35 protein-coding genes are annotated in these 25,564 nt (G+C 57.5%); all 35 read left to right on the forward strand.

What is annotated here, in order from left to right; translation table 11 throughout:
* Positions 1-44: 44 nt before the first annotated feature.
* Positions 45-809: a BRO family protein gene (locus IT971_RS09305; RefSeq protein WP_158526653.1), complete on the forward strand. Its 765-nt coding sequence runs from the start codon at positions 45-47 to the stop codon at positions 807-809.
* The gene (locus IT971_RS09310; protein WP_110252332.1) at positions 802-1,215 is read left to right on the forward strand and encodes a hypothetical protein; all 414 of its coding nucleotides are present in this window, start codon (positions 802-804) and stop codon (positions 1,213-1,215) included. Before IT971_RS09305 ends, IT971_RS09310 begins: the two co-directional genes overlap by 8 nt.
* Positions 1,215-1,514 carry a hypothetical protein gene (locus tag IT971_RS09315; RefSeq protein ID WP_110252333.1) on the forward strand — a complete coding sequence of 100 codons (300 nt, stop codon included), beginning with the start codon at positions 1,215-1,217 and terminating at the stop codon, positions 1,512-1,514. Before IT971_RS09310 ends, IT971_RS09315 begins: the two co-directional genes overlap by 1 nt.
* On the forward strand, positions 1,514-1,699 hold the full coding sequence (locus IT971_RS09320) for a hypothetical protein (protein ID WP_110252334.1): 186 nt from the start codon (positions 1,514-1,516) through the stop codon (positions 1,697-1,699). The genes IT971_RS09315 and IT971_RS09320 overlap by 1 nt, the downstream gene beginning before the upstream one ends.
* Positions 1,699-1,836: a hypothetical protein gene (locus IT971_RS09325; RefSeq protein WP_158526654.1), complete on the forward strand. Its 138-nt coding sequence runs from the start codon at positions 1,699-1,701 to the stop codon at positions 1,834-1,836. The genes IT971_RS09320 and IT971_RS09325 overlap by 1 nt, the downstream gene beginning before the upstream one ends.
* Positions 1,826-2,833 carry a CHC2 zinc finger domain-containing protein gene (locus tag IT971_RS09330; RefSeq protein WP_196871210.1) on the forward strand — a complete coding sequence of 336 codons (1,008 nt, stop codon included), beginning with the start codon at positions 1,826-1,828 and terminating at the stop codon, positions 2,831-2,833. The genes IT971_RS09325 and IT971_RS09330 overlap by 11 nt, the downstream gene beginning before the upstream one ends.
* Positions 2,805-2,966, forward strand: a complete 162-nt coding sequence (locus IT971_RS09335) for a toprim domain-containing protein (RefSeq protein WP_196871211.1) — start codon at positions 2,805-2,807, stop codon at positions 2,964-2,966. Before IT971_RS09330 ends, IT971_RS09335 begins: the two co-directional genes overlap by 29 nt.
* A 5-nt stretch (positions 2,967-2,971) precedes the next feature.
* Positions 2,972-4,756, forward strand: a complete 1,785-nt coding sequence (locus tag IT971_RS09340) for a hypothetical protein (protein ID WP_063092999.1) — start codon at positions 2,972-2,974, stop codon at positions 4,754-4,756.
* A gap of 306 nt (positions 4,757-5,062) precedes the next feature.
* Complete coding sequence (locus IT971_RS09345) at positions 5,063-5,251, forward strand: hypothetical protein (RefSeq protein ID WP_063093000.1); 189 nt, start codon at positions 5,063-5,065, stop codon at positions 5,249-5,251.
* A complete protein-coding gene (locus tag IT971_RS09350; RefSeq protein ID WP_063114501.1) occupies positions 5,233-5,823 on the forward strand; it encodes a hypothetical protein in 591 nt (196 codons plus the stop codon). The genes IT971_RS09345 and IT971_RS09350 overlap by 19 nt, the downstream gene beginning before the upstream one ends.
* 197 nt (positions 5,824-6,020) lie before the next feature.
* Positions 6,021-6,419, forward strand: coding sequence for an HNH endonuclease (locus IT971_RS09355; RefSeq protein ID WP_063093050.1), 399 nt, complete (start codon positions 6,021-6,023; stop codon positions 6,417-6,419).
* A 141-nt stretch (positions 6,420-6,560) separates the two neighbouring features.
* Complete coding sequence (locus IT971_RS09360) at positions 6,561-7,091, forward strand: P27 family phage terminase small subunit (protein WP_196871212.1); 531 nt, start codon at positions 6,561-6,563, stop codon at positions 7,089-7,091.
* Entirely contained in the window at positions 7,054-8,847 is a 1,794-nt protein-coding gene (locus tag IT971_RS09365) for a terminase large subunit (RefSeq protein ID WP_196871213.1), read from the forward strand. Before IT971_RS09360 ends, IT971_RS09365 begins: the two co-directional genes overlap by 38 nt.
* 12 nt (positions 8,848-8,859) lie before the next feature.
* Positions 8,860-10,131, forward strand: coding sequence for a phage portal protein (locus IT971_RS09370; protein WP_110252338.1), 1,272 nt, complete (start codon positions 8,860-8,862; stop codon positions 10,129-10,131).
* Positions 10,115-11,014 carry a head maturation protease, ClpP-related gene (locus IT971_RS09375; protein WP_196871214.1) on the forward strand — a complete coding sequence of 300 codons (900 nt, stop codon included), beginning with the start codon at positions 10,115-10,117 and terminating at the stop codon, positions 11,012-11,014. The genes IT971_RS09370 and IT971_RS09375 overlap by 17 nt, the downstream gene beginning before the upstream one ends.
* Before the next feature lie 68 nt (positions 11,015-11,082).
* Positions 11,083-12,387 (forward strand): phage major capsid protein, encoded by a 1,305-nt coding sequence (locus IT971_RS09380; RefSeq protein ID WP_158526655.1) that lies wholly within the window; start codon positions 11,083-11,085, stop codon positions 12,385-12,387.
* Positions 12,388-12,457: 70 nt separating this feature from the next.
* The gene (locus tag IT971_RS09385; RefSeq protein WP_146216698.1) at positions 12,458-12,925 is read left to right on the forward strand and encodes a hypothetical protein; all 468 of its coding nucleotides are present in this window, start codon (positions 12,458-12,460) and stop codon (positions 12,923-12,925) included.
* Between the two features lie 66 nt (positions 12,926-12,991).
* Complete coding sequence (locus IT971_RS09390; RefSeq protein WP_110252342.1) at positions 12,992-13,447, forward strand: hypothetical protein; 456 nt, start codon at positions 12,992-12,994, stop codon at positions 13,445-13,447.
* 17 nt (positions 13,448-13,464) lie between these two features.
* Positions 13,465-13,812: a hypothetical protein gene (locus tag IT971_RS09395; protein ID WP_110252343.1), complete on the forward strand. Its 348-nt coding sequence runs from the start codon at positions 13,465-13,467 to the stop codon at positions 13,810-13,812.
* Positions 13,809-14,360, forward strand: a complete 552-nt coding sequence (locus tag IT971_RS09400; protein WP_110252344.1) for an FkbM family methyltransferase — start codon at positions 13,809-13,811, stop codon at positions 14,358-14,360. The genes IT971_RS09395 and IT971_RS09400 overlap by 4 nt, the downstream gene beginning before the upstream one ends.
* Positions 14,351-14,938 (forward strand): hypothetical protein, encoded by a 588-nt coding sequence (locus tag IT971_RS09405; protein ID WP_110252345.1) that lies wholly within the window; start codon positions 14,351-14,353, stop codon positions 14,936-14,938. Before IT971_RS09400 ends, IT971_RS09405 begins: the two co-directional genes overlap by 10 nt.
* A gap of 32 nt (positions 14,939-14,970) precedes the next feature.
* Positions 14,971-15,582 carry a head-tail connector protein gene (locus tag IT971_RS09410; protein ID WP_158526656.1) on the forward strand — a complete coding sequence of 204 codons (612 nt, stop codon included), beginning with the start codon at positions 14,971-14,973 and terminating at the stop codon, positions 15,580-15,582.
* Positions 15,582-15,932 carry a head-tail adaptor protein gene (locus tag IT971_RS09415; RefSeq protein ID WP_110252347.1) on the forward strand — a complete coding sequence of 117 codons (351 nt, stop codon included), beginning with the start codon at positions 15,582-15,584 and terminating at the stop codon, positions 15,930-15,932. The genes IT971_RS09410 and IT971_RS09415 overlap by 1 nt, the downstream gene beginning before the upstream one ends.
* Complete coding sequence (locus tag IT971_RS09420) at positions 15,929-16,306, forward strand: DUF3168 domain-containing protein (protein ID WP_110252348.1); 378 nt, start codon at positions 15,929-15,931, stop codon at positions 16,304-16,306. The genes IT971_RS09415 and IT971_RS09420 overlap by 4 nt, the downstream gene beginning before the upstream one ends.
* Before the next feature lie 45 nt (positions 16,307-16,351).
* Positions 16,352-16,822, forward strand: coding sequence for a hypothetical protein (locus IT971_RS09425; protein WP_063093017.1), 471 nt, complete (start codon positions 16,352-16,354; stop codon positions 16,820-16,822).
* A gap of 77 nt (positions 16,823-16,899) precedes the next feature.
* The gene (locus IT971_RS09430; RefSeq protein ID WP_196871215.1) at positions 16,900-17,286 is read left to right on the forward strand and encodes a hypothetical protein; all 387 of its coding nucleotides are present in this window, start codon (positions 16,900-16,902) and stop codon (positions 17,284-17,286) included.
* Positions 17,287-17,357: 71 nt separating this feature from the next.
* Positions 17,358-17,525 carry a hypothetical protein gene (locus IT971_RS09435; protein ID WP_196871216.1) on the forward strand — a complete coding sequence of 56 codons (168 nt, stop codon included), beginning with the start codon at positions 17,358-17,360 and terminating at the stop codon, positions 17,523-17,525.
* Between the two features lie 5 nt (positions 17,526-17,530).
* On the forward strand, positions 17,531-17,974 hold the full coding sequence (locus IT971_RS09440) for a hypothetical protein (RefSeq protein WP_196871217.1): 444 nt from the start codon (positions 17,531-17,533) through the stop codon (positions 17,972-17,974).
* Entirely contained in the window at positions 17,974-19,959 is a 1,986-nt protein-coding gene (locus tag IT971_RS09445; RefSeq protein WP_196871218.1) for a hypothetical protein, read from the forward strand. The genes IT971_RS09440 and IT971_RS09445 overlap by 1 nt, the downstream gene beginning before the upstream one ends.
* 3 nt (positions 19,960-19,962) lie before the next feature.
* Complete coding sequence (locus IT971_RS09450) at positions 19,963-20,598, forward strand: hypothetical protein (protein ID WP_196871219.1); 636 nt, start codon at positions 19,963-19,965, stop codon at positions 20,596-20,598.
* Positions 20,595-21,158 (forward strand): hypothetical protein, encoded by a 564-nt coding sequence (locus tag IT971_RS09455; protein ID WP_196871220.1) that lies wholly within the window; start codon positions 20,595-20,597, stop codon positions 21,156-21,158. The genes IT971_RS09450 and IT971_RS09455 overlap by 4 nt, the downstream gene beginning before the upstream one ends.
* Positions 21,140-21,574 (forward strand): hypothetical protein, encoded by a 435-nt coding sequence (locus tag IT971_RS09460; protein WP_196871221.1) that lies wholly within the window; start codon positions 21,140-21,142, stop codon positions 21,572-21,574. The genes IT971_RS09455 and IT971_RS09460 overlap by 19 nt, the downstream gene beginning before the upstream one ends.
* Before the next feature lie 3 nt (positions 21,575-21,577).
* Positions 21,578-24,205 carry a phage tail protein gene (locus tag IT971_RS09465; protein WP_196871222.1) on the forward strand — a complete coding sequence of 876 codons (2,628 nt, stop codon included), beginning with the start codon at positions 21,578-21,580 and terminating at the stop codon, positions 24,203-24,205.
* A 14-nt stretch (positions 24,206-24,219) separates the two neighbouring features.
* Positions 24,220-24,549: a hypothetical protein gene (locus IT971_RS09470; protein WP_071240115.1), complete on the forward strand. Its 330-nt coding sequence runs from the start codon at positions 24,220-24,222 to the stop codon at positions 24,547-24,549.
* Positions 24,549-25,559: a hypothetical protein gene (locus IT971_RS09475; RefSeq protein ID WP_071240114.1), complete on the forward strand. Its 1,011-nt coding sequence runs from the start codon at positions 24,549-24,551 to the stop codon at positions 25,557-25,559. The genes IT971_RS09470 and IT971_RS09475 overlap by 1 nt, the downstream gene beginning before the upstream one ends.
* The last annotated feature ends 5 nt before the right edge of the window (positions 25,560-25,564 follow it).

The following is a 25,564-nucleotide window of genomic DNA, read 5'->3' on the forward strand; positions in this document are numbered from 1 at the left end:
GCCTCGTTGGTGGTGTTGTGAAACGCCGACCAGAGGGCTTTGACATGACCAAGCATGATTCCGCGCGCGATCTGCCCGCGACACTGACTTTCCAGAATACCGAACTTTCAATTATCGACCGTGACGGGGTGCCGTGGCTGACCGGCCCCGACATTGCGCGGGCTTTGGGGTATGCCTCTGCCGATGAAATCGGCAAGCTTTACCGTCGCCATAAAGACGAATTTACCGATGCCATGTCCCTCACGGTCAAATTGACCGGGAGGGGACATATCGCCCCGACCAATCACCGAATTTACAGCCCGCGCGGGGCGCAATTGATTGCCATGCTGGCCAAGACGCCACGGGCGAAGGATTTCCGGCGCTGGGTTCTGGATGTGCTGGAAGGGCTTGCGCCCGCACCCGGTGCGAAGGTGGATGACGCCGATCAGCGCCGCCGGATCGTGGCGGAGGTCACGCGGCAGGTCATGGCATCGATCACGCCGCATCTGCCGTCTGCACATGCCGCGCCGCCCGCCCTGCCATCGGCACGGGGCGAAATGCCGCGCCTGACCGAGGGGCAGGCATTGTTTGTGATCGAGGGGCGGCAGGTGATTGTCGACACACGCGATGCCGAGCCCCGGCGCGGTGAACGTGCGGTCGTGATCCGGGTCGAGGATGGCGAAGGCCCGCAGGTTGTGACCATCCTTGGCGATCCGCCGATCAAGACATGGTTTGACCGCTGCAAGATTTATGATTCCGGCGTCAAATGGCTGATCCCCGTCGGGGTCGTCATCGGGCGCGTTGTTTGGGAGGGTGATTATCGTGGTTGATACTGCCAAAAAATCAGAGTGCTGGGTATGCGATGACACACCGCCCGGTATCTTTTCTCACCGATGCGAAAAGCACGATGTTTGTGATCAATGCGGCACGCCGCGCAGCCAGCTTGCGGAAATCCCATGGGGCACGCATGGCGGGTTCCTGTGCGAGCCGTGCGACCTGAAAAACAAGGCGGAACTTATTGCCGGTTATGACAGCGACGACCATGACGATAGCGAGTGGCGCGATTGCCTGAAATGCCCGAATTGCGGCAAGGAAAGTCACCCGGAAATGGAAGATTATCGGGGTGAAGGCGATGAATACGAAACCAATTGCCCGCATTGCGATCTGCCGATGAAGGTCGTAACGACCTATACGGTTGAATGGTCAACAGCCAAGGTTGTGAAAGGGGGTGCGTGATGGCAAATCTTGATCAGGCAGATTTCGACATGATGGCGCAGTCCATCGGGTTCGAAACGGCATCGGTGTTTATCAGCTATTGCGAGACGCATAGCGACACCGAACGCGCGCTTTTCAATCATCCGCAGATCGGCACCTTGCTGGCGATGGCGGGCGAGGATGAAAAGGCGCAGGAATGGCTTGACGGCGATGGACTTTTCATCAGCGGGGATTGCAGCGCGCTTTGTCTGGCGGCACGGGCACGCATTCGCGTGGTCCATGCCGCGCCCTTCATTGAAGCGTTGTTTGGGGGTGCGTGATGGCAAAGCGCCTAATTGAGGCTTTCTGGTTCGTCGTTTTCGGCTTCTGTTTCATGGGTGGCATTATGGGAATAATGCTGTTCTGGGCGGGCCTGATTTCGGGCGATTTGCGGCCGGTCGTTGCGTCGATTGGTCTTCTGTATATCTGTGCCCTGACCGGACGCGAAGCATCGGAGCGGATGTGATGCCAGACATCATCTTGTTTGCCTTGGCGGTTCCGCTTCTGATCGTCCTGTTTTGGTCGATCCGCATATCGTTAATGCTTGGGTGGATGCAGATTGTTGAAATGTGGCGTCATTGGTGGGCGCGGCATGGCAAATGATATCAAACACACCCTTTCGGATATGGCCGATGCGATCAAGGCGCGGTATCGGCCGTCCGAGGTGGTGGAGCCGTTTGTCAAGCTGAAACGTCATGGGGTGGAGCGGGTCGGTTTGTGCCCGTTCCATACCGAAAAATCGGGCAGCTTTACGGTCAATGACCGCAAGGGGATTATCCATTGTTTCGGGTGTGGCTGGTCGGGTGATCTGATCGGGTTTTATGCCGAAATCCGCAATATCAAGCCGGTCGAGGCGATCCGGATTCTGGCGGCCGATGCCGGGATCGATGACCCGATTGCCCGCGAAAGGTTGGCCCGGCAATCGCGCGAACAGGCGGAACACCGTGACCGGGAACAGGCCAGGGCCAAGCAAAGCGATGCGGTGAAATTGCGCAATATCTTTGCCGCCCGCACCCCGATGGGGGGCAGTGCCGTCGAAACCTATCTGCGGTCGCGCAAATGCTGGCCGGGGGTGGAAATCCCGACAATCGGGTGCCTGAATGATTATCCGTACTGGCATGACGGCAAGATCATCGGTCATTTCCCGGTGATGGTGGCGGTGATGCTGATGCCTGATCGCAGCTTTGCCGGGCTGCATATGACCTATTTGCGCGCGGATGGCAGCGGCAAGGCGGAGGTTATCTGCCCGGATACGGGCGAGGTGTTGCCATCCAAAAAGGTGCGCACCGCCATCGGGCATATCAGCGGGTGCGGCATTTACCTGACCCCATTGCGGGCACATATGGGGGTGGCGGAGGGCATTGAAAATGCCCTGACATGGATGATCCGGCGGCCTGATTGGGGGTTTGTTGCGGCCTACAGTCTTGACAATCTTGCCGGTCACGGGCTGGGCGAGGGCAAGCCGCGGCGCGACGTGCCAAAGCGGCGCTATCCATCGAAAGAGCCGATGATGTCGCAGCCGGGATATCGCCCGCCATGGGGTGATGAAATGCTGGCATGGCGGGAGGGAAGTGCGCGACATATCGGTTCTGGCCGATAATGACAGCAAGGATCCGGTTGCCGCCCGGTGCCTGTTCGAGCGCGCACGGCGCAAATTTTCAAATATCGGATACCGGTCGCGGGTGATTTTCCCGCCTGCCGGAAAAGACTGGAATGACGTGATCAGGGGGTGAAATGCATGAAAAAGAAGCTTGATGCCGCCAACGAAAATGACGCATTCGACCCGATTGACGATACCGATGCCGATACGCCGTTTATCGACCCGGATACGGATAATGCATCGATGCTGGCCGATGCCGGGCCGTGCCCGGTGCAGTGCCTGGGCCATAATGACGGGCGGTTTTATTTTGTCACGCCATCCGGGCAATTGCGCGATCTGGTGGCGAAAAGCCTTGGCAACCGGCAGGAAATCACCGCGCTTATGGAGCAAAAGGCCAAATGGGCCGGGCGGGCCTTTCCGAAGTTTAACAAGGATGGTGACTATGTCGGGCCGGATTATCCGCGCACCGGTGAATGGCTGATCATGGAATGCGCCAAAAAGGGGATTTTCAGCCCGGACAAGGTGCGCGGGCTTGGCGTGTGGAAAGACGTGCGCGGCGGTTTGATCGTGCATTGCGGTGACAAGCTGATGCTGTCAAGTGGGGCGAAATCGATTGATGCGGGTGCGGCCCTTGACGATGGCTGGGTCTATCCGGCACAGCCGCCCTTGCCCGCGCAGTTGCGCCCGGCGATGTTCGAACCGGCCAATACCGCCCAGATGAAGATGGTCTATGACCATATCAAAAGCTGGAACTTCCTTGAGCCTTCGGGGGCGCAAATCTGCCTTGGCATCATGGGCCTGATCTGTGTTTGCGGGGCGCTGGATCGTCGTCCGACGCTGTGGCTTACGGGTGATGCGGGCATGGGCAAGACGGAGTTGTTGAAGCTTCTGACGCAGCCGATTGGCGGGCTTGATTACACATTGCGGTCATCGGATGCATCGGCAGCGTGGGCGCGCGCCGCACTCAAGGGCGCGGCAAGGCCGATCTTCCTTGATGAAATGGAGCCGGGGCCACGCGCAGCGGCGGCAATGGAACTGGCAAGGCTTGGCTTTTCATCCGATCAGGCAGGCGTTGGCCGTGCCAGTGCCGATCAGAAAGCGATTTTGCAGCGCATCACCGCGCAGTTTGTCTTCGGATCGATCCTGCATCCCGAACCCAAACCGCAGGATCAGACCCGCATTCACTTTGTCGAAATGACCCGCCTGACGCCAAATGCGCAGCAGATCGCGGAATTCGAGGCGCGGGAAGCCGCCATTCGTGACCTTGGCCCGCGCATCTGGTCACGCATGATTTTGGGCTATTCCCGGTTTCTGTCGAACATGCTGGTCTATCGCGGGGTTCTGGGTGCGTCGTCCTATTCCCGGCGCATGACGGACAAGTTTGCGCCGGTTCTGGCGGCGGTCGAGACGCTTTTGCATGATGAAGTGATCGACCCGGCGGTTGCCGCCGATCAGCTTTCGGAATGGGGGCTTGATACGCCGGAGGTCAATGACAGCGAATCAGATGAATGCCTGAACCATCTGATGTCCTGTCAGGTGGATACCTGGCGCGGCGGGGATCGACCGACGGTCGGGCAGATGATCGAGGATATTCTTGCCAGCATGAATGGCGCTGTCCACGAATACGATGATGGCAAGCGCATGGCCGAAAGGATACTGCCGGCCTATGGACTGCGGCTTGCCAAGGACAATGACAACGCGCCCGGTGAATTCAAGTGGCTTCTGGTGGCGAACAAGCACACGGCCCTTGCCAAGCTGTTCCGTGATACACGCTGGCAGGGTGGGGTGCACCGGCAGGCGCTATCGCGCATACCCGGCGCGATCAACGGGGATAAGTCCGGGCGATTTGGCGGGGGTATTTCACGTTTCGTCAAAATCCCGCTGGACATTCTCAAGGGGGGCGGTCAGGATGGTGATCCGTAATCCAACACCACCACCCCGCACCCCTGTGATTAAGCGGTGCTTCGCAATTGTTCATGCTGTGGCAGGGTCTGAATGGTGGAATGTAACGCTGTACCGGATTGGTGTTACATTTTTTGTTACGGATAACCCCTTGAAAAACAATACCTGTAACAATGTAACGCATGTAACACCGTTATAAGCCTCCATGTGTGCGCGCGTGCGCATACGTATATAATCACTGTTACACCTGTTACATTGTTACAAGATATATATATCAATAACTTAGGCGTAACAAAAAATGTAACGCCTAAAATCGGAGCGTTACACATGGCAAAACAGGATGAAGCGGTCGGCAAAAAACTTACCCCGGAATCGGTATTGAGCGGAGTAACTCCGCGCTTTGTCGAAGATGGGCAGGCATGGTTAGACACGTCAACGTCGCCTGGCACATTGAAAAGATGGTCTGACAGGTATGGGAAATGGGTGGAGGCAGAGAAATGGCAAAGCGCGATGTAATGGATGTCTGGTCGGCCCTGCAATGGGTGGTGCGCGACCAGAAGGCGGACAAGGCTTTTGCCGCCAATGACGAAACGCGGATGCTGTCGCCCGGTGGTTCGGTCACGGGTGCGATGGCCCGGATCGGTGAGTTGCGTGCGCGGATCGATGGCGGCGGGATTATTCGCGGGGCGGATCTTGATGCGGATGCCGAACTGATCTGGATGAATGTGCTGATGCTGGATCATGAATGGCGCAATGGGGCGTTGGCCGGGATGATCGGCAATGATCTGCCGGGGCGGATGGCGGGCTATATGGCGGCCTGCCGGGTCGAGCCGGTGCGCGATATGGTCAACGCGGCGCGGTCGGGTGATATGCCGTTCTGGTATCCGGGCGGGGTTCGGGTGCATTCGGCAGCGACGCGGCGCGAGGTCGAAGAATCGCGGCTGGAATATATCATGATCTGGGACATGCTCAGCCTGCTTGCCACGAGGTTGGGGCAAAGCACAAGGCTGGGCATTGTCATTGAATTGCCCGCAATTGCGCGACTTCCGTGGAACAGTCGAAAAAAGATGTTTGACAAATGCGGCTGATGCTGTATTGACTTTTCAGACCGCCATAGAAGCGCCCGCCGGAGAAATCCAGCGGGCGTTTTGTCTTTGGTGGTTGATGTCTCCCAGTGTATCCGGTTGATGATGGCCTATGCACATTGGATGTTTTCTCCCTGAATGTCTCAGACTTGGCGGCGGTGATCCTTCGGGACGCCGCCGCAGTCTTTTGCGAGGTGTCCATGCCTGCACTACCGACCAAGCCCTGTGCCTTGGCCCGGTGTGGTCGGCTGGCGCAACCGGGGGAGCGATACTGCGCCGCGCATAAGCAGGAACATCGCAAGCGCGATGATCAGCGGCGCGGGTCATCCAATGATCGGGGATACACTTCGAAATGGCGCAAGGCGCGTGAAGCATTCCTGAAAGAACATCCACTGTGCTGTCGCTGCGAGGCGGATGGCATGGTGACGGCGGCATCGGTCGTTGACCATATCGTGCCGCACAAGGGTGATCAGAAGCTGTTCTGGCGGCGGTCGAACTGGCAGCCGCTTTGCAAGCATCACCATGATGTCAAGACGGCGACCGAGGATGGCGCTTTCGGGCGCAGCGTCGCCCAGGGTGGGGGAGGGTCAAATCCCTAGCCCCCAACCACCCACGACCGACTGGGTGGTCACGTGTTTGTGCGTGGGAAATTGAAAAGGAAAAACCCATCAGGAAAAGCCCTTGGTCATTGAGCAGGGCAGCCTTGGGAGCAGGGTGATTTCCATTGATGAGGTGATGACATGGCGCGCGGACGAAGGCCGACGGACAAAAGCAACGTTATTCCGCTGACGGTTGATGGCCGTGATGTTGGGCCGGAAGCCCGCAAGCGCGAAGCTGTTGAACTGGCAGCGTCGCTGAAACCGTCCGGCATGCCGGACGATGTGGCGCGATTCTGGGATGATGTGGCGGTCGCGTTGGCGGAAAAGAACCGGCTTGACCCGTTGTTCGTGTGGTCGGTGGTCGAGTTGTGCCACTGCCTGGCGAAGATGGCGGAATATCGGGCGTATTTCAAAAGCCATGAGCGCATAGAATTTGGCGACAAAGTCGTCACGAAGCCGGTTGGAGAGACCTACGAGGTCACGGGCCGCAACGGAACGCAGATGAAATCACGGCCGGAGGTCGCGCAATTCAACGAAACCCGGCGCACCGCACTGCGTCTTTTTGCCGAATTCGGCATGACGCCGAGTGCCGCGCGGGCGTTGAACAGTGCCGTAGGGCAGGGTGATTTGTTCGATGACTTCGACGACTTCGCAAGCAACCGGGTCACGTAAACGCAAAGCCCGCAAGATTACCCGTGCCATGCTGGCAAAGAAGGTGCCAGAAGCGGTGCTGGGCCATGTCAGCACGATCTATGCGCTGGATGTTGTCGAGGGAAAGATACCGGCTTGCAAGCTGCGCATCGCGGCATGCCAGCGCCAGCTTGACGATCTGGTCTATGGTCCGAAGCGCGGGCTTTATTTCTCGATCCCGCGTGCCGATCATGCGATCCGGTTTTTCGGATATCTGCGGCATTCCACGGGCAAATGGGGCGGTCAGGTCTTTGAACTGGCAAACTGGCAGGCGTTTTGCACAGCCGTAATGTTTGGCTGGCTGTGGGAATCGACCCAAAAGCGCCGGTTTCGCATGGCATATATCGAGGTGCCGCGAAAAAACGGCAAGTCGACGTTCCTGTCGCCAATCGGGCTTTACATGATGGTCGCCGATGGTGAGCCGGGCGCACAGGTCTATGCCGCCGCCACCAAGGCCGACCAGGCGAAGATTGTTTTTGATGAAGCGGCCAAAATGGCGCGCACCAGCCCGGTTTTGCGCAAGCGCGTACGGGAACGGGCGCATCACATGGAGCATCCGAAATCATTTTCGGTGTTCAAGTATATTTCGGCGGACGGAAAGCGTCTGGATGGTCTTAACAGCCATTGCAACATCATTGATGAGGTGCATGCGCATCCCAACCGGTTGCTGATTGACGTTCTGCGTACCGGGACGGGTGCCCGCGAACAGCCATTAACAGTGGAAATCACCACGGCTGGTGCGGATCCGCATTCGATCTGCCGCGAACATCATGATTACACGGTCAATGTCCTGAAAGGGCTGTTCGAAAACGATGGCTGGTTCGGCTTTATCTGTTCGATCGATCCTGGCGATGACCCGTTTGACGAACTAAGCTGGAAAAAAGCCAACCCGAATTATGGGATTTCGGTGTTTGCCGATGGCCTTAAAGCCGAATTCAAGGAGGCGGAAGATAACCCGTCTGCCTTGGCGTCAAAAATGCGGCTTTATCTGAATGTATGGAGCCAGACGGCAGAAATCTGGCTCGATATCGAGAAATGGCGCGCCTGCGAAACGGTCTATGACCGCGCATCAATGCGGGGGCGTCGGTGCTATATCGGGCTTGATTTCGGCGCGGTTAGCGACATTACGGCCCTTGTTCTGGTGTTTCCGCCTGTTGATTCCGGTGAACCGGTCAAGATCATGCCGTTTTTCTGGGTGCCGTTAGGCACGATTGAGAAACGCCGGGTAGATCAGGCGGTGCCATACGATGTCTGGCTGCGCGACGGTTTGATTTTTCAGACCGAAGGCACGGCGACGAACTATACCGCCATAGAGCATTTCATTATCGGGGATGATGCAGGCAATACCGGCCTGATCAACGAATTCGAGGTGATGGAAGTAGATTATGACCGGTATTTCGCCGGTCAGTTGATCCAGCATCTTGAGGAACGTGGCGTGCTGTGTGTTGCCTTCGGGCAGGGTTATTTCAGCATGGCGGCACCGTGCCGCGAGTTGGAACGGCTGGTACTTGAGGGTTCTATTGCGCATGACGGCAATCCTGTCATGGACTGGATGATCGCCAACACCGCCGTCAAGATGGATGACAGCGGTAATATGCGCCCGATCAAGCCAGATACCCGCAAGGACATGCGCAAGATCGATGGCGTGGTCGCGATGCTGATGGCGCTGGGCCGGATGATTTCGGCAGAAGAAGACAGCAACGTTATTTCATATGAGCCGGGCAGCATGTTCGGTTGACGGGGGCAGCCGATGGGCCTGTTTAGTAAGCTTGGACAACTGACCGGGCTTGGCGGTCGTCCCCGCAATGAAAACCGCATTACCGACCCGATGGAGCTTGAAAAAGCCATTCGGGAACTGGTCGGCGATTCCCGTTCGTCATCCGGTGTGGTGGTCAATAACACCACGGCGGCGCGACTCGCTGCTGTCGGTTCGTGTGTTCGTGTTCTTCAGGATGATATTGCGGCGCTACCGCTTGTTGTGTATCGGAAAACGGGGGATCGCCGTGAAGCGGCAAAGGATGATCCGCTTTACAGCCTGTTGAAGGTGCGCGCGAACGAATGGCAGACCGCGTTCGAGTTCAAGCAGTTTCAGCAGCGTGCGAAGCTGCTTCGCGGCAATGGTTATGCTCTTATTGTCCGTGGATTTGGCAGCCGGATACAGGAGCTTATTCCCCTGCATCCTGATCGGGTGGTGCCAAAGCAGGATGATCGAACCCTTGCGATCACCTACGAATATACCCGCAAGGACGGACGGCGCGTTGTCCTTGAGCAAAAAGAGGTGTTTCACCTGCGCGGGCCGTCGGATGATGGTGTTACCGGGCTTAATACGGTGGCGCATTACCGTGAAACCATCGGCGATGGGCTTGCGCTCCGAGAACATGGCAGCCGGTTTTTTGCTAATGGGGCGCGGCCAAGCGGCACGCTGGAAGCCGGTGGCAAAATCGGACCCGAAGACAAAAAAGCGATGCGATCCGACTTTGAAACGCTTTATAGCGGCGTCGAAAATACCGGGCGGATTGCTGTTCTGGATCAGGGGGTGAAATACAACCCCATGAGCCTGACTATGGAAGATGCGCAGTATCTTGATAGCCGTAAATTCAACCGCACCGAAATTTGCGGCATTTTTGGCGTTCCGCCGCACAAGATCGGCGATCTGGACCGGGCAACATTCAGCAACATCGAACATCAATCGCTGGAATATGTGAATTCCAGTCTGATGCCGCACCTGGTGGCGTGGGAACAGGCCGCACAGCGCGATCTTATGGGCGATCCTGACCTTTACTGCAAGTTCAACACCAATGCATTGCTGCGTGGTGATTTCAAGTCACGGCAGGAAGGTCTGGCAATTCAGCGCCGCAACGGCGTGATCAACCCGAACGAGTGGCGCGGATTGGAAGAAATGAACAACCGCGATGATGCGGGTGGTGACGGTTACATTATCGAAAGCAACATGCAGCCTGATGATGGCACGTTCAAAGGCATGAACCGTAAGGCGGAGGCGAACAATGCGGCGACTGAATAACGGCCAGCGGTTCTTTAACGGGCCTGCGCCCATCGCAATGCCGGACGGGTTGACACAATCGACCGCTCGCCCGTTTTTTAACCGGGCAAGTGGCCGGGTGTTCGACGTGCAGAACGCCGGGGATGTCACCGAAATCGATCTTTATGACGAAATCGGTTTTTGGGGCGTTTCGGCCAAGGATTTCCGCCAGCAGCTTCGGAATGTGACCGGCGGCACGATCCGGATTCGGATCAATTCGCCGGGCGGGGATGTTTTCGACGGCATTGCGATGTTCAACGATCTGGTCGCGCATAAGGCGCGGGTCGAGGTCGAGGTAACGGGTTTTGCAGCATCTGCGGCATCCCTGATCGCGATGGCAGGTGACAAGATCACCATCGCCGATAACGCATTCTTCATGATCCACAATGCATGGACGCTGGCCGTCGGGGATCGCAACGCGATTTCCGATGTTGCAGCGGTTCTGGAACAGATCGACGGTGCGCTTGCCGACACATATGCAGCGCGCACCGGCATGGATCGTGCTGAAATCGTCGAAATGATGGACGATGAAACCTGGCTTTCGGCGGCAGATGCCCGTGAAAACGGCTTTGCTGATGTGGTTGGCAAGGCCGAGGAAGCGAAAGCCAAATTCGATCTTTCCTGTTTTGCGAAAGTGCCGGACGGGTTGCGCGGATTTGCCGCGCAGGCAGCCGGTCCGACCATTCGCGATACCGAACGTGCCCTGCGGGATGCCGGGCATTCCCGTGCGCAGGCCAAGGCAATGGCCGCACGCGGAAACCAAGCCGATGACCAGCGGGATGCTGGTGATGACGCCGAAAACGCAGAATTCTGGGCCGCACTGTCGGCCTTTTCCGATAAACTTGAACGGAGCATTGCGCGATGAACGCGATTTGTAAACCAACGGCGAAGATCACCGCTTTCAACGGTCCGGAGCCGACGCCGAACCCGGACGTGAGCGATCCGAAGGCTATCGTCAACAAGCTGCAGGATACCTTCGCCAAATTCCAGGCGGAAAATGACGCGGCCTTGAAAGGCAAGGCTAACAGCGATACCGTCGACAACATCAACAAGGAAATTACCGATCTTAAGGCCGCGCTGGATACCGCGACCAAGCAGGCGGCACGTTCCATGGTTGGTGGTCTTGGTGGTGATAATGCGGCAGTTGTCGCGGGACATGCCGCAAGCTTTATGACCCGTGCGCGGGGCAAAAAGGCAAAGGTTGGTGATCCGGCTGATATCGAAGCCTATCAGAACTATGTTTCTGCCTTTGGTGATCTGGTCCGTGGCGGGCTTAATGCCGACATGCTGGGTCCTGATATCCGTGCCGCCCTTTCGGTGGGTTCCGACCGTGATGGCGGGTACATGGTGCCGACTGAAATGTCGAGCGAAATGGAGCGCCGCCTGTTTGAAACCTCGCCGATCCGCCAGATTGCCCGCGTGATCCGCATTGGCACGTCGGCATGGGAAGCGCCTTACAAGTCGAGCAAGGGCACGTCTGGTGGCTGGGTTGGTGAGCGTACGCAGCGTAACAATACCGACACTGGAAAGGTTGGTATTCAGCGCATCGAAACCCACGAACAGTATGCCTATCCCGAAGTCACGCAGTCGATGCTTGACGATGCAAGCATGGATGTCGAAAGCTTCGTTATCGAAGATACCGAAGATGAAATGATCCGTGTCGAAAACGCTGGTTGTGTGACCGGTGATGGTGTCATGAAGCCGAAGGGCTATATGTCCTACAAGGACACAGCCGTCACGACCAGCGACAAGAATGATCGTCCATGGGGCAAACTGCAATATATCCCCATCGGCGATGCGGGCGCGTTCCCGTCCCTGTCAAGCGGTGCCGATAAAGCCGATTGCTTTATCGACACTATCTATGCGCTTAACCAGGCTTATCGTGCCGGTTCGGTCTGGACGATGAACAGCACGGTCGAAGCCGCCGTTCGCAAGCTGAAGGACGCGGAAGGCCGTTACCTGATCGGTATGAGTCAGATCGAAGGTTCGCTTGAATTCGACATTCACGGTTATCCGATCGTGAATATGGAAGACATGCCGGATCTTGGCGCGGATTCCTTCCCGATCGCCTATGGCAACTTCCGGCGCGGTTATTTCCTGATCGACCGCATGGGCTTCCGCCTGCTGCGTGATCCGTACACCAACAAGCCGTATGTTGGTTACTACATCACCAAAGGCGTTGGCGGTGATGTTCGTAACTTCGATGCGATCAAGCTGATGAAGGCCGCAGCTTCCTGATTTGTGACACGTGACCGGCTGTTGATCAGCCGGTCATTGCCTTTTTATCTTTCATCAAAGGAGAATGGATATGATCCGTCGTGATCTTCATTCCAATATCAAGGCGGTGTCGCACTATGTCGGGGCACCAACCGCAACCGTAACGCCCGCCAGTGGCGTTGATCTTGCCGGTTTTTCGTCGTCTGAATTCATCATCAGCGTTGGCGCGGTCGCCAATATCGCCAACTCGCCGCAGCCGTCCTGGGCGTTCAAGCTGCAGCACAGTGACAGCCAGTCATCCGATTTTACCGATGTAACCGACGCCAATGATGTGCTGGTCGGTTCGGCCAAATCGCCGGTTACTGCGCCGAATTCCTCGACCGGTGTGTTCCTGACGGTTGATGACGCCGCCGAGGACGATACGGTTTATCGCGTCGGCTATATTGGTACGAAACGCTATGTCCGTGTGGTCGCTACTGCGGCAAACACGCCTGGTGCAACGCCGATGGCATTCGTTGCCGTGCTGGGCGATCCGGCGCTGGCACCGACTTCGGACTGATCGCCGATCTGACGTAATTTGAAGTGAAAGGCGGGGTGTCCGTTAAATCGGGCACCCTGTTTTAATATGGCAAAACTCGCAAAAATACAGATTACCCGTGCATTCAAGGCGTGCTTTAACGGTGAAATGCATCCGCGCGATGTGCAGCCTGGCATCTATGAAGTCGTGGCCGATGGCGCGGCGGTTGGTGACGGGCAGGTGCCGCAGCGTGTTGCCGACATTGCCGAGGAAACCGGGCGGTGCAAACCGACAAAAAAGTCGAATGGGCCGGACGCTGGCGCGGACAAACAGTCTGCATCGCCGCAAACGGACCCAGCCTTGACCGATCAGACATCGAATACGCCCGATCTGCTGAATGCCGGATCATCGCCGTCAACAATGCCTGGCACCTCGCCAGCGGAGCGGACGGAACCGGCGGCGCAGACGTTCTCTACGCCTGCGACGGAAAATGGTGGGACCACCACGACGGCGTCAAAGCCTTCGACGGCGAAAAATGGACCCAAGACAGGCAAGCCAGCCTGATACATGGTCTTCACCATGTGCCAAGCGTTGATGAACCGGGAATATCGTTAAATCCGCCGGTGATCCATCGCGGGGCCAATGGCGGCTATCAGGCGATCAATCTGGCGGTGCTGTTTGGGGCCAAACGCCTCATTCTGCTGGGCTATGACATGGGCATTTCCGATGACGGACGCCGTCACTGGTTTGGGGATCATCCGACGGGTCTGAACAACCCGCAGGATCGCGATTTTGCCCGCTGGCGGGCCAATTTCGAAACCATGCTGCCCGATCTGGACCGGGCCGGGGTGCAGGTGATCAATGCATCACGGCAGACCCGGCTTGAATGTTTTGACCGGGTTCCGCTTGAAAGGGCGTTGGTGACATGACCCTGAAAGACCTTCCGGATCATCACGATATGACGCATCTGCAAGGTGCGATCAAATTCGTGAAAAACTGGCGCACGGCGGTTGATGGCGGGGCACATCGCGGGATTTTTACATCTGTTTTGTGTGACAGGTTCGATACGGTCCATGCGTTCGAGCCGACTGACCTTTGCCAGAAGATCGACCCGCGCGCCATTGTCTGCCAATCCGCTCTTGGCGCGTTGCGCGGCCGTTGTTCGATGCAATCGGGCGCGGAAAATACCGGTCAAACCCATGTTGCATTGGGTGATGGCACTGAAATCGTGCGGCTCGACCAGTTCGATATTGCCGATGTCGATTTTATCAAGCTGGATGTCGAAGGCTACGAATGGTTCGCCTTGCTGGGCGCAATGCGGACGATCCTGCGCGACCGGCCGGTTGTCATGATCGAGGAAAACGGGCTTTGCCAGCGATACGGCGTTGCGCCTTTTGCTGCCAACCGGCTGATGGAAGAATGGGGCGCAAGATGCGTGGCGCGGTTTAACAAGGATTATGTTTTCGCATGGGATTGACCGTTGTCAGCGTTTTGCGAAGCGGCGGGCAATACCAGGCTTGGCATGTATCGCGCCTGCAGGGTCAGGTGAAAGCGGCGACGCCTGCGGCGCGGTTTGTATGCCTGTCTGATGTTGCGGTTGATTGTGATCGTATCGATTTTTTGCATGATTGGCCGGGATGGTTTGCCAAGATAGAGCTGTTTCGTCCCGGCCTTTTTGCCGGGCCGGTGATCTATCTTGATCTTGATACCGATGTGGTCGGTGATATCGCGCCGCTGTCGGTGCGCGAATTTACCATGCTGTCGGATTTCTACCGCCCCGATCTTCCGGCATCCGGTGTGATGGGCTGGTGCGATGATGCGCCTTGCGAGGTCTATGACGCGTTTTGTGCGGATCCGCACGGCGCAATGGTGCGGTGTCGTCATCGCGATTGCTGGGGCGATCAGGGATTTATCGCCGCCACGCTAAAAGAGGCCCCGGCACGCTTCGGGCGCGAAATTGTCAGTTACAAGGTGCATTGCCGTAGGGGCTTGCCAGATCACGCGGCGATTGTTGCCTATCACGGCGATCCTAAGCCATGGGATTTGGCGGGATAGAATTTTATGTCTTTCATCTGATCGGGGCGGCGATGGATTACAGTTTGGTGCAGACCGTCGCGCCCGCGACGGATTTCATGGAAGATGCGCGGGTGTATGAACATTTGCGCGTTCCCGTTTCGGGTAGCCCGGCAGCGCCAGAAGACAAGGACCTGATTGCGATCTATCGCGACGGGGTTCAAAGCCATCTTGACGGGATTGACGGCATTTTGGGCCGCGCCCTGATCACGCAGACATGGCAAATGAAATTGCCGCGTTTTCCGCAGCGATCCTGCGCCATCCGTCTGCCGTTGCCGCCCTTGCAAACGGTATCGGCGATTGAATATATCGACGATGACGGCGATGAAATCACCCTGGATAGCGGCCTTTACCAGGTCGTGAACCGGGGAAAATATCCGTCGCACATTGTGCCGGCATACAGTCAGACATGGCCATCAACCCGCGATGTTCCCGATGCGGTGACGGTGACCTTTGTGGCGGGCTACGGCAATGCGGCTGATGATGTGCCGGCGGCAATCCGCAATGCGGGGCTGCTTCTGATCGGTGATCTGTATGAGCATCGCGAGGCGCAATCGGTTGATTTCGAAATCCATCAAAACAAAACGGTGGACTGGCTGTTAAGCCCGTTCCGGCAGGTGTTCTGATGCGGCGTAAAATGCGAAATGCCGGTTCCGGCGCATTTGATCAGCGGGTCACGGTGCGGCGCGTCACGCGCACGCCGGATGGCTATGGCGGTGCGACGGAAACATGGGCCGATATCGGCACGGTATGGGCGGAATGTTTGCAGATCAGCGGCGATGAAAGTGCGGTTGGCGATGCCAAGCGGGCGATGTCGCGATACCGGTTTACGTCGCGAAATGCCGGTATCTGGGCGGGTTTGACCGCTAGTGACCGGCTTTCGTGGGGCGGGATGGTGTTTGATATCCGTCATGCGCCGGATGTGGCGCGCGCCCTTGATCGCGTGATCGAGGCGGAAACGGGGGCGGTGCAATGAGCAGTCTTGACCTGCAAAAGGCCATCGTCAGCATGCTGGATGGGGTGTTGTCCTGTCCTGTTTACGACGATGTGCCCGATGATGCGCAATACCCGTATGTGGCGGTTGATGCCGATCTGGTGTCCAACAGCCGGGCGCTGGGCCAGTACCGCGAAACGGTAATGGTCTATCTGTCGATCTGGTCTGATTATGCCGGTCGCAAGGAAGTCAAGCAGATTGCCGATACCATCCGCACCACCACGGAAAACACGCGACCGGCAATGGATGCCGGGGTGTGTGAAAACCTGCGGTTCGAGCGGGTGACAACGTCAAAGGATGTTGACGGAACGACCTATACCGGGCGGGTGACGCTGCGCGCGATCATCCGGCCTTAACCCGGCCGTGACGGCCATTTCATGCAAAACTAAGGAGCCATTGCCATGACCGTGCAAACAGCGGCCGGGTGTACACTTTCTATTTCCGACGGATCATCTGTCGCGGCAACGCAGTCGGCGTTCGAGGCGGAAACATACCTTGAAGTTGCTGAAATTACCGATCTGGGTGAATTCGGGGCGGAATTTTCGACGATTACCCATGTCTCGCTTGCGGATCGTTTGGTGCGCAAGTTCAAGGGCACCGAGGATCCGGGGTCACTGCCTTTGCAGCTTGGTTATGACCCGGATGATACTGGGCAGAACCAATGCAAGGCTGCGTTGGCGTCGGACAACGAATGGGCGTTCAAGGTGACATTGAATGATGCCGGGACCGGTTCGCCTTCCAGCCCGACGACATTCTTTTTCCGCGGGCGTGTGATGTCTTTCCGTCGTCAGATTGGCAGTCCTGAAAGTGTTGTCGGTGCCACCTGTAATATCGGGATCAATACCCGACCGATTGAAGTCGCCGCCGTTTAACAGATTGCCGCGGCAGGCGGGCGCGTGACGGGGGTTCGCGCCCGCCATCTTTCCCCCGATCCCCGAAAGGTATTCACATGACCAAGACTAAGCAGGCCGTTGCGACGGCCCCGGAACTGACCGTTACGGTCGCGGGCACTGTTCATTATCTTGCGCCGAAACTATCCGCAGTGCGGATGATTAACAGCTTTGCCGGTGGCCTTAACCCGGCCTATCGCAAGGTGCGTGATCTTGATTTCGACGCGATGGCCCAGATCATCGTTGCCGGGGCTGGCTTGAAGCTCAAGCCGTCGGAATATGACGATCTGGTCACGACCATCTGGCAGGAGCCGGACAAGGCGAAGCTTGGTTCGGATCTGATCAATTACATCACCGTTCTTCTGAACGGCGGCCGCCCGATCATTGATGGCAACGATGTTGCTGATGATGCGGGCGATGCGGATGCAGCGCCGGGAAAGCCGTAAGTCTCGATGAATGGTGGGACCTTGTTTATCGCTATGCGACCGGCTGGCTTGGCTGGTCGGATGAACAGGCGATGGAAACGCCGGTCCCGCGCATTCTTCTGGCCCTTGATGGCAAGATCGATTTCCTGCGCAAAAGCAATGGCGTCGATGACGAACCGGAAACACGGCAGCCATCGAAAGATGAAGTCGCCGACAAATTGCGGGCGGCCCTTCGGGGTTGGAAACCGTCACGGAGATAGCCGCCATGCCCGTCACCGGAACAAAGGAACTGGTGGCGGCGCTGCAGCACGGCATTCCGTCGCGGATACGCGAGAATGTCGAGGAAGTCCTTCATAAGGCAGCACAGCTTGTGCTGGTCGATATGGAGGCGCTGACGCCGATTGACGGGGATAATCCCGGCCCGCATGCACGAGACGGTTTGACGATTCTGGCTGGGGATGGTGGGCTTTCTTACGATATCGGCCTGCCGACCCGTGACCTTGCGGAAGATCATTTCTGGTTCCGGTTTCTCGATGGCGGGACCAAGGGCGGCGAGGTTTCCTATCGTCGCAATGGCAAGCGTTTCACGATGCGCGTGCCGAAACGCCCGGCCCTTCGCATCCTTGAACGTGCGATGGACGGCAACCGTGATGAAATCGAACGGCTGATCGTCCAGGCGATCCGCGAAGCTTTGCGCGAGGGTGTGTGATGGCGGGCGAACTGCAAAAAGTCGGTATGTCCGTTTCGATTGATGCGGAACTTGAACGGCTTGAAGCGAACTTCAAACGGGCCGGGCGACTGGTTGATACCACATCAACCAATATGGACCGCAGCACCAAACGGGCCGCCAAGGCGTTTAATCAGCTTGAGGCATCAATGGACCCGGTCGCGCGGGCGGGCCAGAACCTAGAGCGCCAGTCGGACAAGGTTCGCATTGCGCAGGAAAAGGGAATTATTACGGCTGAACAGGCCGGGGCGGCATATCGTCGATTGAATGACCGTTTTGATGCCTATGTCGCAAAACTCAATCAGGCGGGTGTTGCGGTCGCGGCAAACGACAATGCGGTTGTCAAGGCAGCACCGAATTACCGCCGGTTTGGTGCTATCGCACAGCAGGCAGGTTATCAGGTCGGTGACTTTGCGGTGCAGGTTGCCAGCGGACAGAATGTGCTTGTGGCCCTAACGCAGCAGGCATCGCAGTTGCTTGGGGCTTTCGGTCCGTGGGGTGCTGTTATTGGCGCTGCGGCAGCCATTGCCGGGGCTTTGGCGATTGCGTTCTGGGATACCAGCGAATCAGCCGATGAAGCCGCAACCAGCCTTGAAGCTTATGAAAAGTCGGTGAAGAAGGCCGAGGAATTCATTAAAAAGCTGAACGATCAGCAGAAAGAAAGTGCCGAACTCCTGCGCGATGAGCGCGACGAAATCCTGAAAACCGCCAAGGCGCGATTGGAAGCTGCCAAGGCTGCGCTGGAAATCAGAAAGGCAGAAATCGAGCGCATCAACGCCATGTCGAACGATCCGATGTTCGGTATTGGTGATGAACCGATTGATGCGGGTGTCTATCAGAATCAGATCAACGAAATTGCCGAATTGCAGGCAAAATTCGACGATCTGAATGACAGTATGACCGCAGCGATTGATTCCAGCGAGGAATTCAAGGCGTCGCAAGAGGCCGACAAATCGCGCAAAAAGGCTGCGGATGATGCGGAACGGCAGGCGGAGAAAATCGGTGCTGTGATCGAAGCTCTGCAGTACGAGCTTTCCGCATTTGAGCTGACCAATCGCGAGCTTGAGGTAAATAACGCGCTGCGCCGTGCCGGTGTTGATGGTGCAAGTGCGCAAGGCATCCTGATCAGGCAGTTGGCGGGCGATGTTTACGATTACAAGCAGCGTCTGGACGATTTGAACGATGCCCTTGATCGTGAAGCCAAGGTCATGGAGGAAGGCGCACGGGTAACCGAAGCCAACCGCACCGCACAGGAAAAATACAACGACGAAATCGAGCGGCTTCGCGAATTGCTGGCGGAAGGCGCGATCAGTCAGGAAACCTATGGCCGGGCGGCATCGGCGGCAGCGGATGATCTGACCAAGGCCAACGAAAAGCTGAACAAAACCGGCAAGGAAGTCGGTCGTGTGTTGGGTAATGCCTTTTCCGATCTTGGCGGCTGGGCGGATGACGCGCGGGGCAAGGTTGATCAGCTTGCGATGTCGATTGCCGAAATGGTCTGGCAGCAGCAAATCGCCCAGCCAGCGGCGGATGCGATTGGCGGTGCCATCGGTGGTATTGACTGGGGATCAATGTTTGCCTTCGCCGATGGCGGGGTGATGACATCACGCGGCAAACTGCCATTGCGGCAGTATTCCGAGGGTGGCATCGCCAATTCGCCGCAGCTTGCGATGTTCGGCGAGGGTTCGGTGCCAGAAGCCTATGTGCCGGTTCCGTCGGGCAAGATTCCGGTTGATATCCGGATGCCGAAAATGCCCGCCGCCAATTCCGGCGGCCCTTCGGCGATATTCAATATCGATGCGCGCGGTGCTGATCAGGCGGGAATGGCACGGCTTGAAACCGCCATCACGGCGATTGGCGGCGAGGTTCGGCGCATTGACAGCACATTCAACAAACGGGCCGTAAATGCCGTGTCTGATCAGGCACGACGCGGCGGTAGTGCCGGGCGGGCAATCAGGGGGCGTTAAAACATGACCGATCCGATTGCCTTGCCAACTGTACCGATGGAAATAACCGTCACCCCGGTCAATTCCGTCGGGCTGGCGATTTCCAATTTTACCTTTCAGGGGCAGGCGCAGGCCAATCAGGGGGAGCGTTGGGATATCGCCATGACGTTCGCACCGGAACGGCGGGCGGATGTCACGGCGATGCAGGTGTTTATTTTGCAATGTCGCGGGCCGCTTAACCCGTTTCTGGCCAATGATCCTTTGGCGCGGTTCCCGCAGAATAACACCGACGTGGTGACCGTGCAGCTTGCGGGGGCGCATGCCGCGCGGATCCGCACCATATCGACGATCAACTGGACAACCGACGACCCGGACGGCTTTGCCCTGCGGAAGGGGGATTATATCCAGCTTGGCAGTGGCAGCGCATCGCGCCTGCACATGGTTCTGAACGATGTTGAAATCACCGATGAAATGACCGGTGCGGCCGATATCGATATCTGGCCCGCCACCCGTGCGGCCTATGTCGATGGGGCGACGGTGGTTTATCGCGATCCCAAGGGGGTGTTTCGCCTCAAACCCGGTGAGACCGGGCAGTGGCGGGGTAATCCCGGTGATTATTACGACGGCATCACCTTCGGGGCGATGGAGTACATCACATGAGAACCGACATTGATCCGGATTTGCTGGCGCAATTGTCGGGCGACCGGCTGATGCCGGTTCTGTTCGGTCGCATCGGTGCGGCGTCTGATGATGTGCGGATGTGGACCGGGATCGGGCCGATTTCGTGGGGCGGGTTTGAATGGCTGGGCGGCGGTGAATTCGTCGGTATATCGGAAATCGAGGAAACCGAGGAAATCCAGGCCAACGGCCTGACCTTCCAGTTGTCCGGGATTCCGATTGAATACCTGTCACTGACGCTGACCGAAATGCGGCAGGGCCTTTCGGGTGATCTTCATGTCGGCGCGATGTCCGATACCGGTGTTCTGATCGGCACGCCTTACAAAGCGTTTTCCGGCCTGACCGACGTGCCGGTGATCGATGATGACGCCACCACGATCACGATATCGGTGACGGTCGAAAGCGATCTGGTCGATTTGGAACGGTCGAAAGTCCGGCGGTTTACCGATGAAGATCAGAAGGCGATTTACCCGGATGATCGCGGGTTCGAGTTCGTCAACCGCCTGCAGGATACCGAAATCACATGGGGGCAGATCAAGTGACGCGATTGCCACTTTGGGAAAGCAAACTGTCAGACTGGCAACAGGCCGCCGCAAGGCGGTCTTTTTCGTGGGGTTCTGCCGATTGCTGCCTGACCGTGTGTGACGGGTTGCAGGCAATCACCGGGATCGATCCGGCCCGCGCCTTTCGCGGCAAATACAAGACGAAAACCGGGGCCTATGGCGCGCTGAAACGCTTTGCCGGGGGTGGGCTTGCAGCGACAGCGGAAAAGATCACCGCCGGGCTTGGCTGGCCGGAAATCCCGGTTCTGATGGCGCGGCGCGGTGATGTTGGCCTTGTCAATACCGATGAGGGCGAGGCGCTTGCGATCTGCATCGGGGCGCGCTGGGCGACACAGGGTGCCGCCGGTCTGGTTTATCTATCCATCAAATCGGGCCTGCGTGCCTGGAGGGTCTGACGAATGCCACAGGTGATCCCGGTCATTGCAGCAGCAGCGGCGGCGGCCGGGACCAAGGCGGCGGTTGCGGCCTTTGCGGCGGGCTGGATCGCAAGTCTTGCCGGTGCTGTGGTGGGTGCGGTTGTTTCGGTTGCGGCTGCGTCTGCGTTCGGCGCATCTGCGAAATCGAAGGCTGCGGGTATCACGGCGGCCTCTGCCCTTTCAATCCGGACCCAGATGGTGCGCCAGCCTTTGGCGACCCGCCCGATCATTTATGGCGAGGTGCAGGCATCCGGCCCGGTGACATACATGAATGTCACCGACGGCAAGCGCAAGCTGCAATGGCTGATCACCCTGACCGGTCATCCGGTCGAGGAAATCGGCGATATCTGGTTTGGCGATACCAAGGTGTTTTCCGGATCGGGCACAGGCAATGCCATCGGCAAATATGCCGGGTTTGCATGGTTCTGGAAGGGTGACGGCACGGATGCAGGCGATGCCGACCTGCTGGCCGCGATGCGGGCACGCAACAGCGAATGGACGGTTGATCATCGGCAGCGCGGATGCGCCAAGCTGTATTGTGAACTGACCTATGACCAGGACATTTATGCGGGCGGCATCCCGCAGATCAAATGCCTGGTCAAGGGCAAGAAAGATATCTATGACCCGCGCAGCGATACGACCGGTTACACCGATAACTGGGCGCTGGTAACCGCCGACTATGTCAAGATTTCCGACGGTGTCGGTTCGGGCTATGAGGCGATAGAGGAAGATACCCTTATCGCGTCGGCCAATGTGTGTGATGAAGATGTCACGCTGGCGGCGGGCGGCACGGAAAAACGTTATGTCGTTTCCGGGGTGATTGATACCGGCAATCCGGTCGGTGACAATCTGCGCGAATTGCTTAATCCGGGCGGCGGTATTGCGACCCGTGCGGGCGGAAAATGGTCGATCCTGCCGGGCTATTACCGCACGCCGGAAATCGAAATCGATGAAAGCTGGCTTGACGGCCCGATCCGTGTGCGGACCCGGCAGTCAAAACGCGATCTGTTTAACGTGGTGCGCGGGGTGTATTCATCCCCCGAAAGTCTGTGGCAGCCGACCGACCTACCGGTTCTGAAATCGGCAACCTTCATTGCCGAGGATCAGGGCCGCGAAATCGCGGTTGACCGTGAATTCCTGTTCACCACGTCACCGGCCTGCGGGCAGCGGTTGCAGAAGCAGGCGCTGTTCAAGAACCGTCTGCAGGCCGAGGTTGAACTTAAATGCAACCTAAAGGCATTTGCGGTGCAGGTCGGCGATGTCGTCGGCTTTACCCGGTCTGCCTATGGCTGGGATAACAAACCGTTCGAGGTGGTGACCTGGCGTCTGGCACCGCGCGATGATGGTGATGTGATCCGGCTGGGTGTGGATATCACGCTGCGCGAGACGGCGGCGGCGGTCTATGACTGGACCGCCGATGATGAAACCATCGTCGCGGCATCGTCGGCCAATACCCTGCCGGGGCCGGGTGATGTAGCGCCGCCTGACGGGCTGGATGTGACGGAGGTCCAGTATGAAACCCGCGAAGGGGGCGGTGTCAAGATCAAGGCGGTGCTGTCGGCGGGAGAGGCCGATGACGGGTTTGTCGTGTCCTACCGGTTTGAAAGCCGCGAAATCGGCGCTTTGGACTGGACGGAATATGCACCTGTCCCGGCACCGGAACTTGAAATATTCGATATGCCGGCCGGTGTCTATGACTTCCGGGTCAAGGCGGTCAACCGGGTTGGCGCAAGTTCGGAATATGTCACGATACGTCGCGAAATCTATGGACTGCCGGGCAAGCCTTTGGCGGCAACCGGGCTGACGATTTCGGCGCTTGGCGGGCTTGCGGTTCTGCGTTGGGATCGATCCACGGAACTTGATGTTCGGATGGGCGGGCAGGTGCGGTTCCGTTGGTCCCCGGCAAGCAGCGACCCGCTGGTGTCGGAAAGTTCCACGATTGGCGCGCCGGTTCCGGGCGGGGATACGGTGGCGGTCCTGCCGCTGAAACCAGGTTGCTATCTTCTGCAATTTGTTGATGCGTCCGGTTCGATTTCCGATGCGGTATGGGTTTCGACCGATGGTGCAACAGTGCAGGAATATGGCGATGTCATTGATCTGGTCGAAAGTCCGGCATGGTCCGGCACGCTTGAAAACCTTGCGGTCGATGGCGGAGACCTGAAACTGACCGGGTCGGGGATGTTTGACGATATTCCGGCCTTTGATGAAATCGCCTCGCTTGATGCCTATGGCGGTATCGTCGCAAGCGGGCTTTATACCCATGCGGCGGGCCATCATTTCGGCACCAAAAGCCGACGGGTGTTAAGCGCATCGGTCAGTCTGCAGACTGTCAATGTCATTGACCTGTTTGATCAGCGCGAGGGCACGGTTGATAGCTGGGCCAGCTTTGACGGCGAAAGTGGCGGTGAAGGTGATGCCATCACCTGGTATCGCACCACAGATGATGATCCGGACATCGTGCCGGAACCGCAATGGTCGGCGTGGCAGCGGCTTGACCGGGCAGAGGTATATTGCCTGGCAGCGCAGTACCGCACCGAAATCACGGTGTCGGACGGATCCTATAACGTTCTGATCAGCGATCTGCGCGTGCGCGCGGAAAGCCTTGCATAATCAAGGATAATCACATGGCTAAAAAACGGCGCACTTCCGGTGCGGCGACCAAATGGGTTGCCGTTCTGGATGATCAAAACATCCTGCGCGGAATCAGGGAAGTTGCCCTTGACGAACCAGGTGTTGACCTTCCGGCAGGCTGTGACCTTCTGGAACAGAAAAGCCTGTTTCGCTACATCGCAAAGACCGGTCAGTTCAAACCGATCCGCGATAAAATGCCCTGCGCCGAAGATGCGATGATCGCGATCATCGATGCGCTGGAAAATGCAGGCATCTCTATGGCTCCAGTCGCCACCGACTGGCGCGATTTCCGCAACAAGCGCAAGGCGGGGAGTGACGACTGATGGCACAGCATGACATGAATATTGCCGATGGTTCGGGTGCTGTTGTCCGGTCGGATGTGAATGGTGCGATCGAGGCGCTTGCTACATGCCAGATGGGGGCAACCGCGCCCAGCCCGACATGGCCGCTTATGTGGTGGGGGGATACCGGCAACAGTCGGCTTAAGCAGCGCAATGCGGCAAACACCGCATGGATTGATCGGGGCGATCTGACATCTGCATTTTTGCAGGCGTCGGATATTGCAGCAGGTGGTAGTGCAGGATTGCTTCGGGCGGATGGGGATGGGTCGCAACTGACAGGTATATTTTCATCAACAGTATCTGCGGCTTCTAAAAACCTTGTCGGGGCCTACGCGACCGCATCAACAGCAACCTATACCGCCGACGAGTTGGTTTTGAAAAACTCGTTAGGTTCCGCTTATCTCGCAAGTAACGTTTCGTTCACGGTTGATATCACGGCGTCTGGCGTTAATGGCCTGGATGCTGGATCAGAAGCATCTGACACATGGTACTACATTCACGCCATTTACAACGGCACAAGCACCAACGGTCTTATTTCAACCAGCGCAACAGCACCGACCTTACCGAGCGGTTACACCTATTCCGCTCTGATCGGCGTTATTAGGAATGATAGCAGCGGGGGCTTCTTTCCGTTTTTGCAAAACGACCGACAGATCAGCGTTCAGCCTCACTCTGTTTTTGCTGGTGTCGCGGGTGTCTCATCTTTTACATCCGTCAGTCTTTCTTCGCATGTCCCGCCGATTGCCAAATCCTGTGACGGCTGGTTCGGCCATGCTTCAATCAACATTACAGCAGGCGTTCGAGTTGCGTCTGATACGGCTGGTCTTGGTGCGCAGGCTCTTGCGGCTCAATCATCTGGGGTTGTGTATGACGGCTACGCAATCCGCATGACATTCATTGATTTAAAGTGCCCGTCCCAGACGATCTATTGGGCTAGCGTCAACGTTGGCACGGCAACGCACGCAATGGCTATTGTCGGCTATCAAATATAGGAGAT

This window comes from Thalassospira sp. B30-1, assembly GCF_015767575.1.
GTDB lineage: Bacteria > Pseudomonadota > Alphaproteobacteria > Rhodospirillales > Thalassospiraceae > Thalassospira > Thalassospira xiamenensis.

Bases quoted from the DNA above. Each gene is read 5' to 3' on its own strand.
- IT971_RS09375 (WP_196871214.1), top strand. From the start codon at position 10,115: ATGCGGCGACTGAATAACGGCCAGCGGTTCTTTAACGGGCCTGCGCCC.
- IT971_RS09390 (WP_110252342.1), top strand. From the start codon at position 12,992: ATGGCAAAACTCGCAAAAATACAGATTACCCGTGCATTCAAGGCGTGC.
- IT971_RS09360 (WP_196871212.1), top strand. From the start codon at position 6,561: ATGGCGCGCGGACGAAGGCCGACGGACAAAAGCAACGTTATTCCGCTG.
- IT971_RS09420 (WP_110252348.1), top strand. From the start codon at position 15,929: ATGAGCAGTCTTGACCTGCAAAAGGCCATCGTCAGCATGCTGGATGGG.
- IT971_RS09400 (WP_110252344.1), top strand. From the start codon at position 13,809: ATGACCCTGAAAGACCTTCCGGATCATCACGATATGACGCATCTGCAA.
- IT971_RS09365 (WP_196871213.1), top strand. From the start codon at position 7,054: ATGACTTCGACGACTTCGCAAGCAACCGGGTCACGTAAACGCAAAGCC.
- IT971_RS09330 (WP_196871210.1), top strand. From the start codon at position 1,826: ATGGCAAATGATATCAAACACACCCTTTCGGATATGGCCGATGCGATC.
- IT971_RS09465 (WP_196871222.1), top strand. From the start codon at position 21,578: ATGCCACAGGTGATCCCGGTCATTGCAGCAGCAGCGGCGGCGGCCGGG.
- IT971_RS09350 (WP_063114501.1), top strand. From the start codon at position 5,233: ATGGCAAAGCGCGATGTAATGGATGTCTGGTCGGCCCTGCAATGGGTG.
- IT971_RS09405 (WP_110252345.1), top strand. From the start codon at position 14,351: ATGGGATTGACCGTTGTCAGCGTTTTGCGAAGCGGCGGGCAATACCAG.
- IT971_RS09425 (WP_063093017.1), top strand. From the start codon at position 16,352: ATGACCGTGCAAACAGCGGCCGGGTGTACACTTTCTATTTCCGACGGA.
- IT971_RS09470 (WP_071240115.1), top strand. From the start codon at position 24,220: ATGGCTAAAAAACGGCGCACTTCCGGTGCGGCGACCAAATGGGTTGCC.
- IT971_RS09355 (WP_063093050.1), top strand. From the start codon at position 6,021: ATGCCTGCACTACCGACCAAGCCCTGTGCCTTGGCCCGGTGTGGTCGG.
- IT971_RS09410 (WP_158526656.1), top strand. From the start codon at position 14,971: ATGGATTACAGTTTGGTGCAGACCGTCGCGCCCGCGACGGATTTCATG.
- IT971_RS09325 (WP_158526654.1), top strand. From the start codon at position 1,699: ATGCCAGACATCATCTTGTTTGCCTTGGCGGTTCCGCTTCTGATCGTC.
- IT971_RS09445 (WP_196871218.1), top strand. From the start codon at position 17,974: ATGGCGGGCGAACTGCAAAAAGTCGGTATGTCCGTTTCGATTGATGCG.
- IT971_RS09315 (WP_110252333.1), top strand. From the start codon at position 1,215: ATGGCAAATCTTGATCAGGCAGATTTCGACATGATGGCGCAGTCCATC.
- IT971_RS09340 (WP_063092999.1), top strand. From the start codon at position 2,972: ATGAAAAAGAAGCTTGATGCCGCCAACGAAAATGACGCATTCGACCCG.
- IT971_RS09385 (WP_146216698.1), top strand. From the start codon at position 12,458: ATGATCCGTCGTGATCTTCATTCCAATATCAAGGCGGTGTCGCACTAT.
- IT971_RS09440 (WP_196871217.1), top strand. From the start codon at position 17,531: ATGCCCGTCACCGGAACAAAGGAACTGGTGGCGGCGCTGCAGCACGGC.
- IT971_RS09430 (WP_196871215.1), top strand. From the start codon at position 16,900: ATGACCAAGACTAAGCAGGCCGTTGCGACGGCCCCGGAACTGACCGTT.
- IT971_RS09415 (WP_110252347.1), top strand. From the start codon at position 15,582: ATGCGGCGTAAAATGCGAAATGCCGGTTCCGGCGCATTTGATCAGCGG.
- IT971_RS09345 (WP_063093000.1), top strand. From the start codon at position 5,063: ATGGCAAAACAGGATGAAGCGGTCGGCAAAAAACTTACCCCGGAATCG.
- IT971_RS09450 (WP_196871219.1), top strand. From the start codon at position 19,963: ATGACCGATCCGATTGCCTTGCCAACTGTACCGATGGAAATAACCGTC.
- IT971_RS09455 (WP_196871220.1), top strand. From the start codon at position 20,595: ATGAGAACCGACATTGATCCGGATTTGCTGGCGCAATTGTCGGGCGAC.
- IT971_RS09370 (WP_110252338.1), top strand. From the start codon at position 8,860: ATGGGCCTGTTTAGTAAGCTTGGACAACTGACCGGGCTTGGCGGTCGT.
- IT971_RS09305 (WP_158526653.1), top strand. From the start codon at position 45: ATGACCAAGCATGATTCCGCGCGCGATCTGCCCGCGACACTGACTTTC.
- IT971_RS09320 (WP_110252334.1), top strand. From the start codon at position 1,514: ATGGCAAAGCGCCTAATTGAGGCTTTCTGGTTCGTCGTTTTCGGCTTC.
- IT971_RS09460 (WP_196871221.1), top strand. From the start codon at position 21,140: ATGGGGGCAGATCAAGTGACGCGATTGCCACTTTGGGAAAGCAAACTG.
- IT971_RS09435 (WP_196871216.1), top strand. From the start codon at position 17,358: ATGGAAACGCCGGTCCCGCGCATTCTTCTGGCCCTTGATGGCAAGATC.
- IT971_RS09475 (WP_071240114.1), top strand. From the start codon at position 24,549: ATGGCACAGCATGACATGAATATTGCCGATGGTTCGGGTGCTGTTGTC.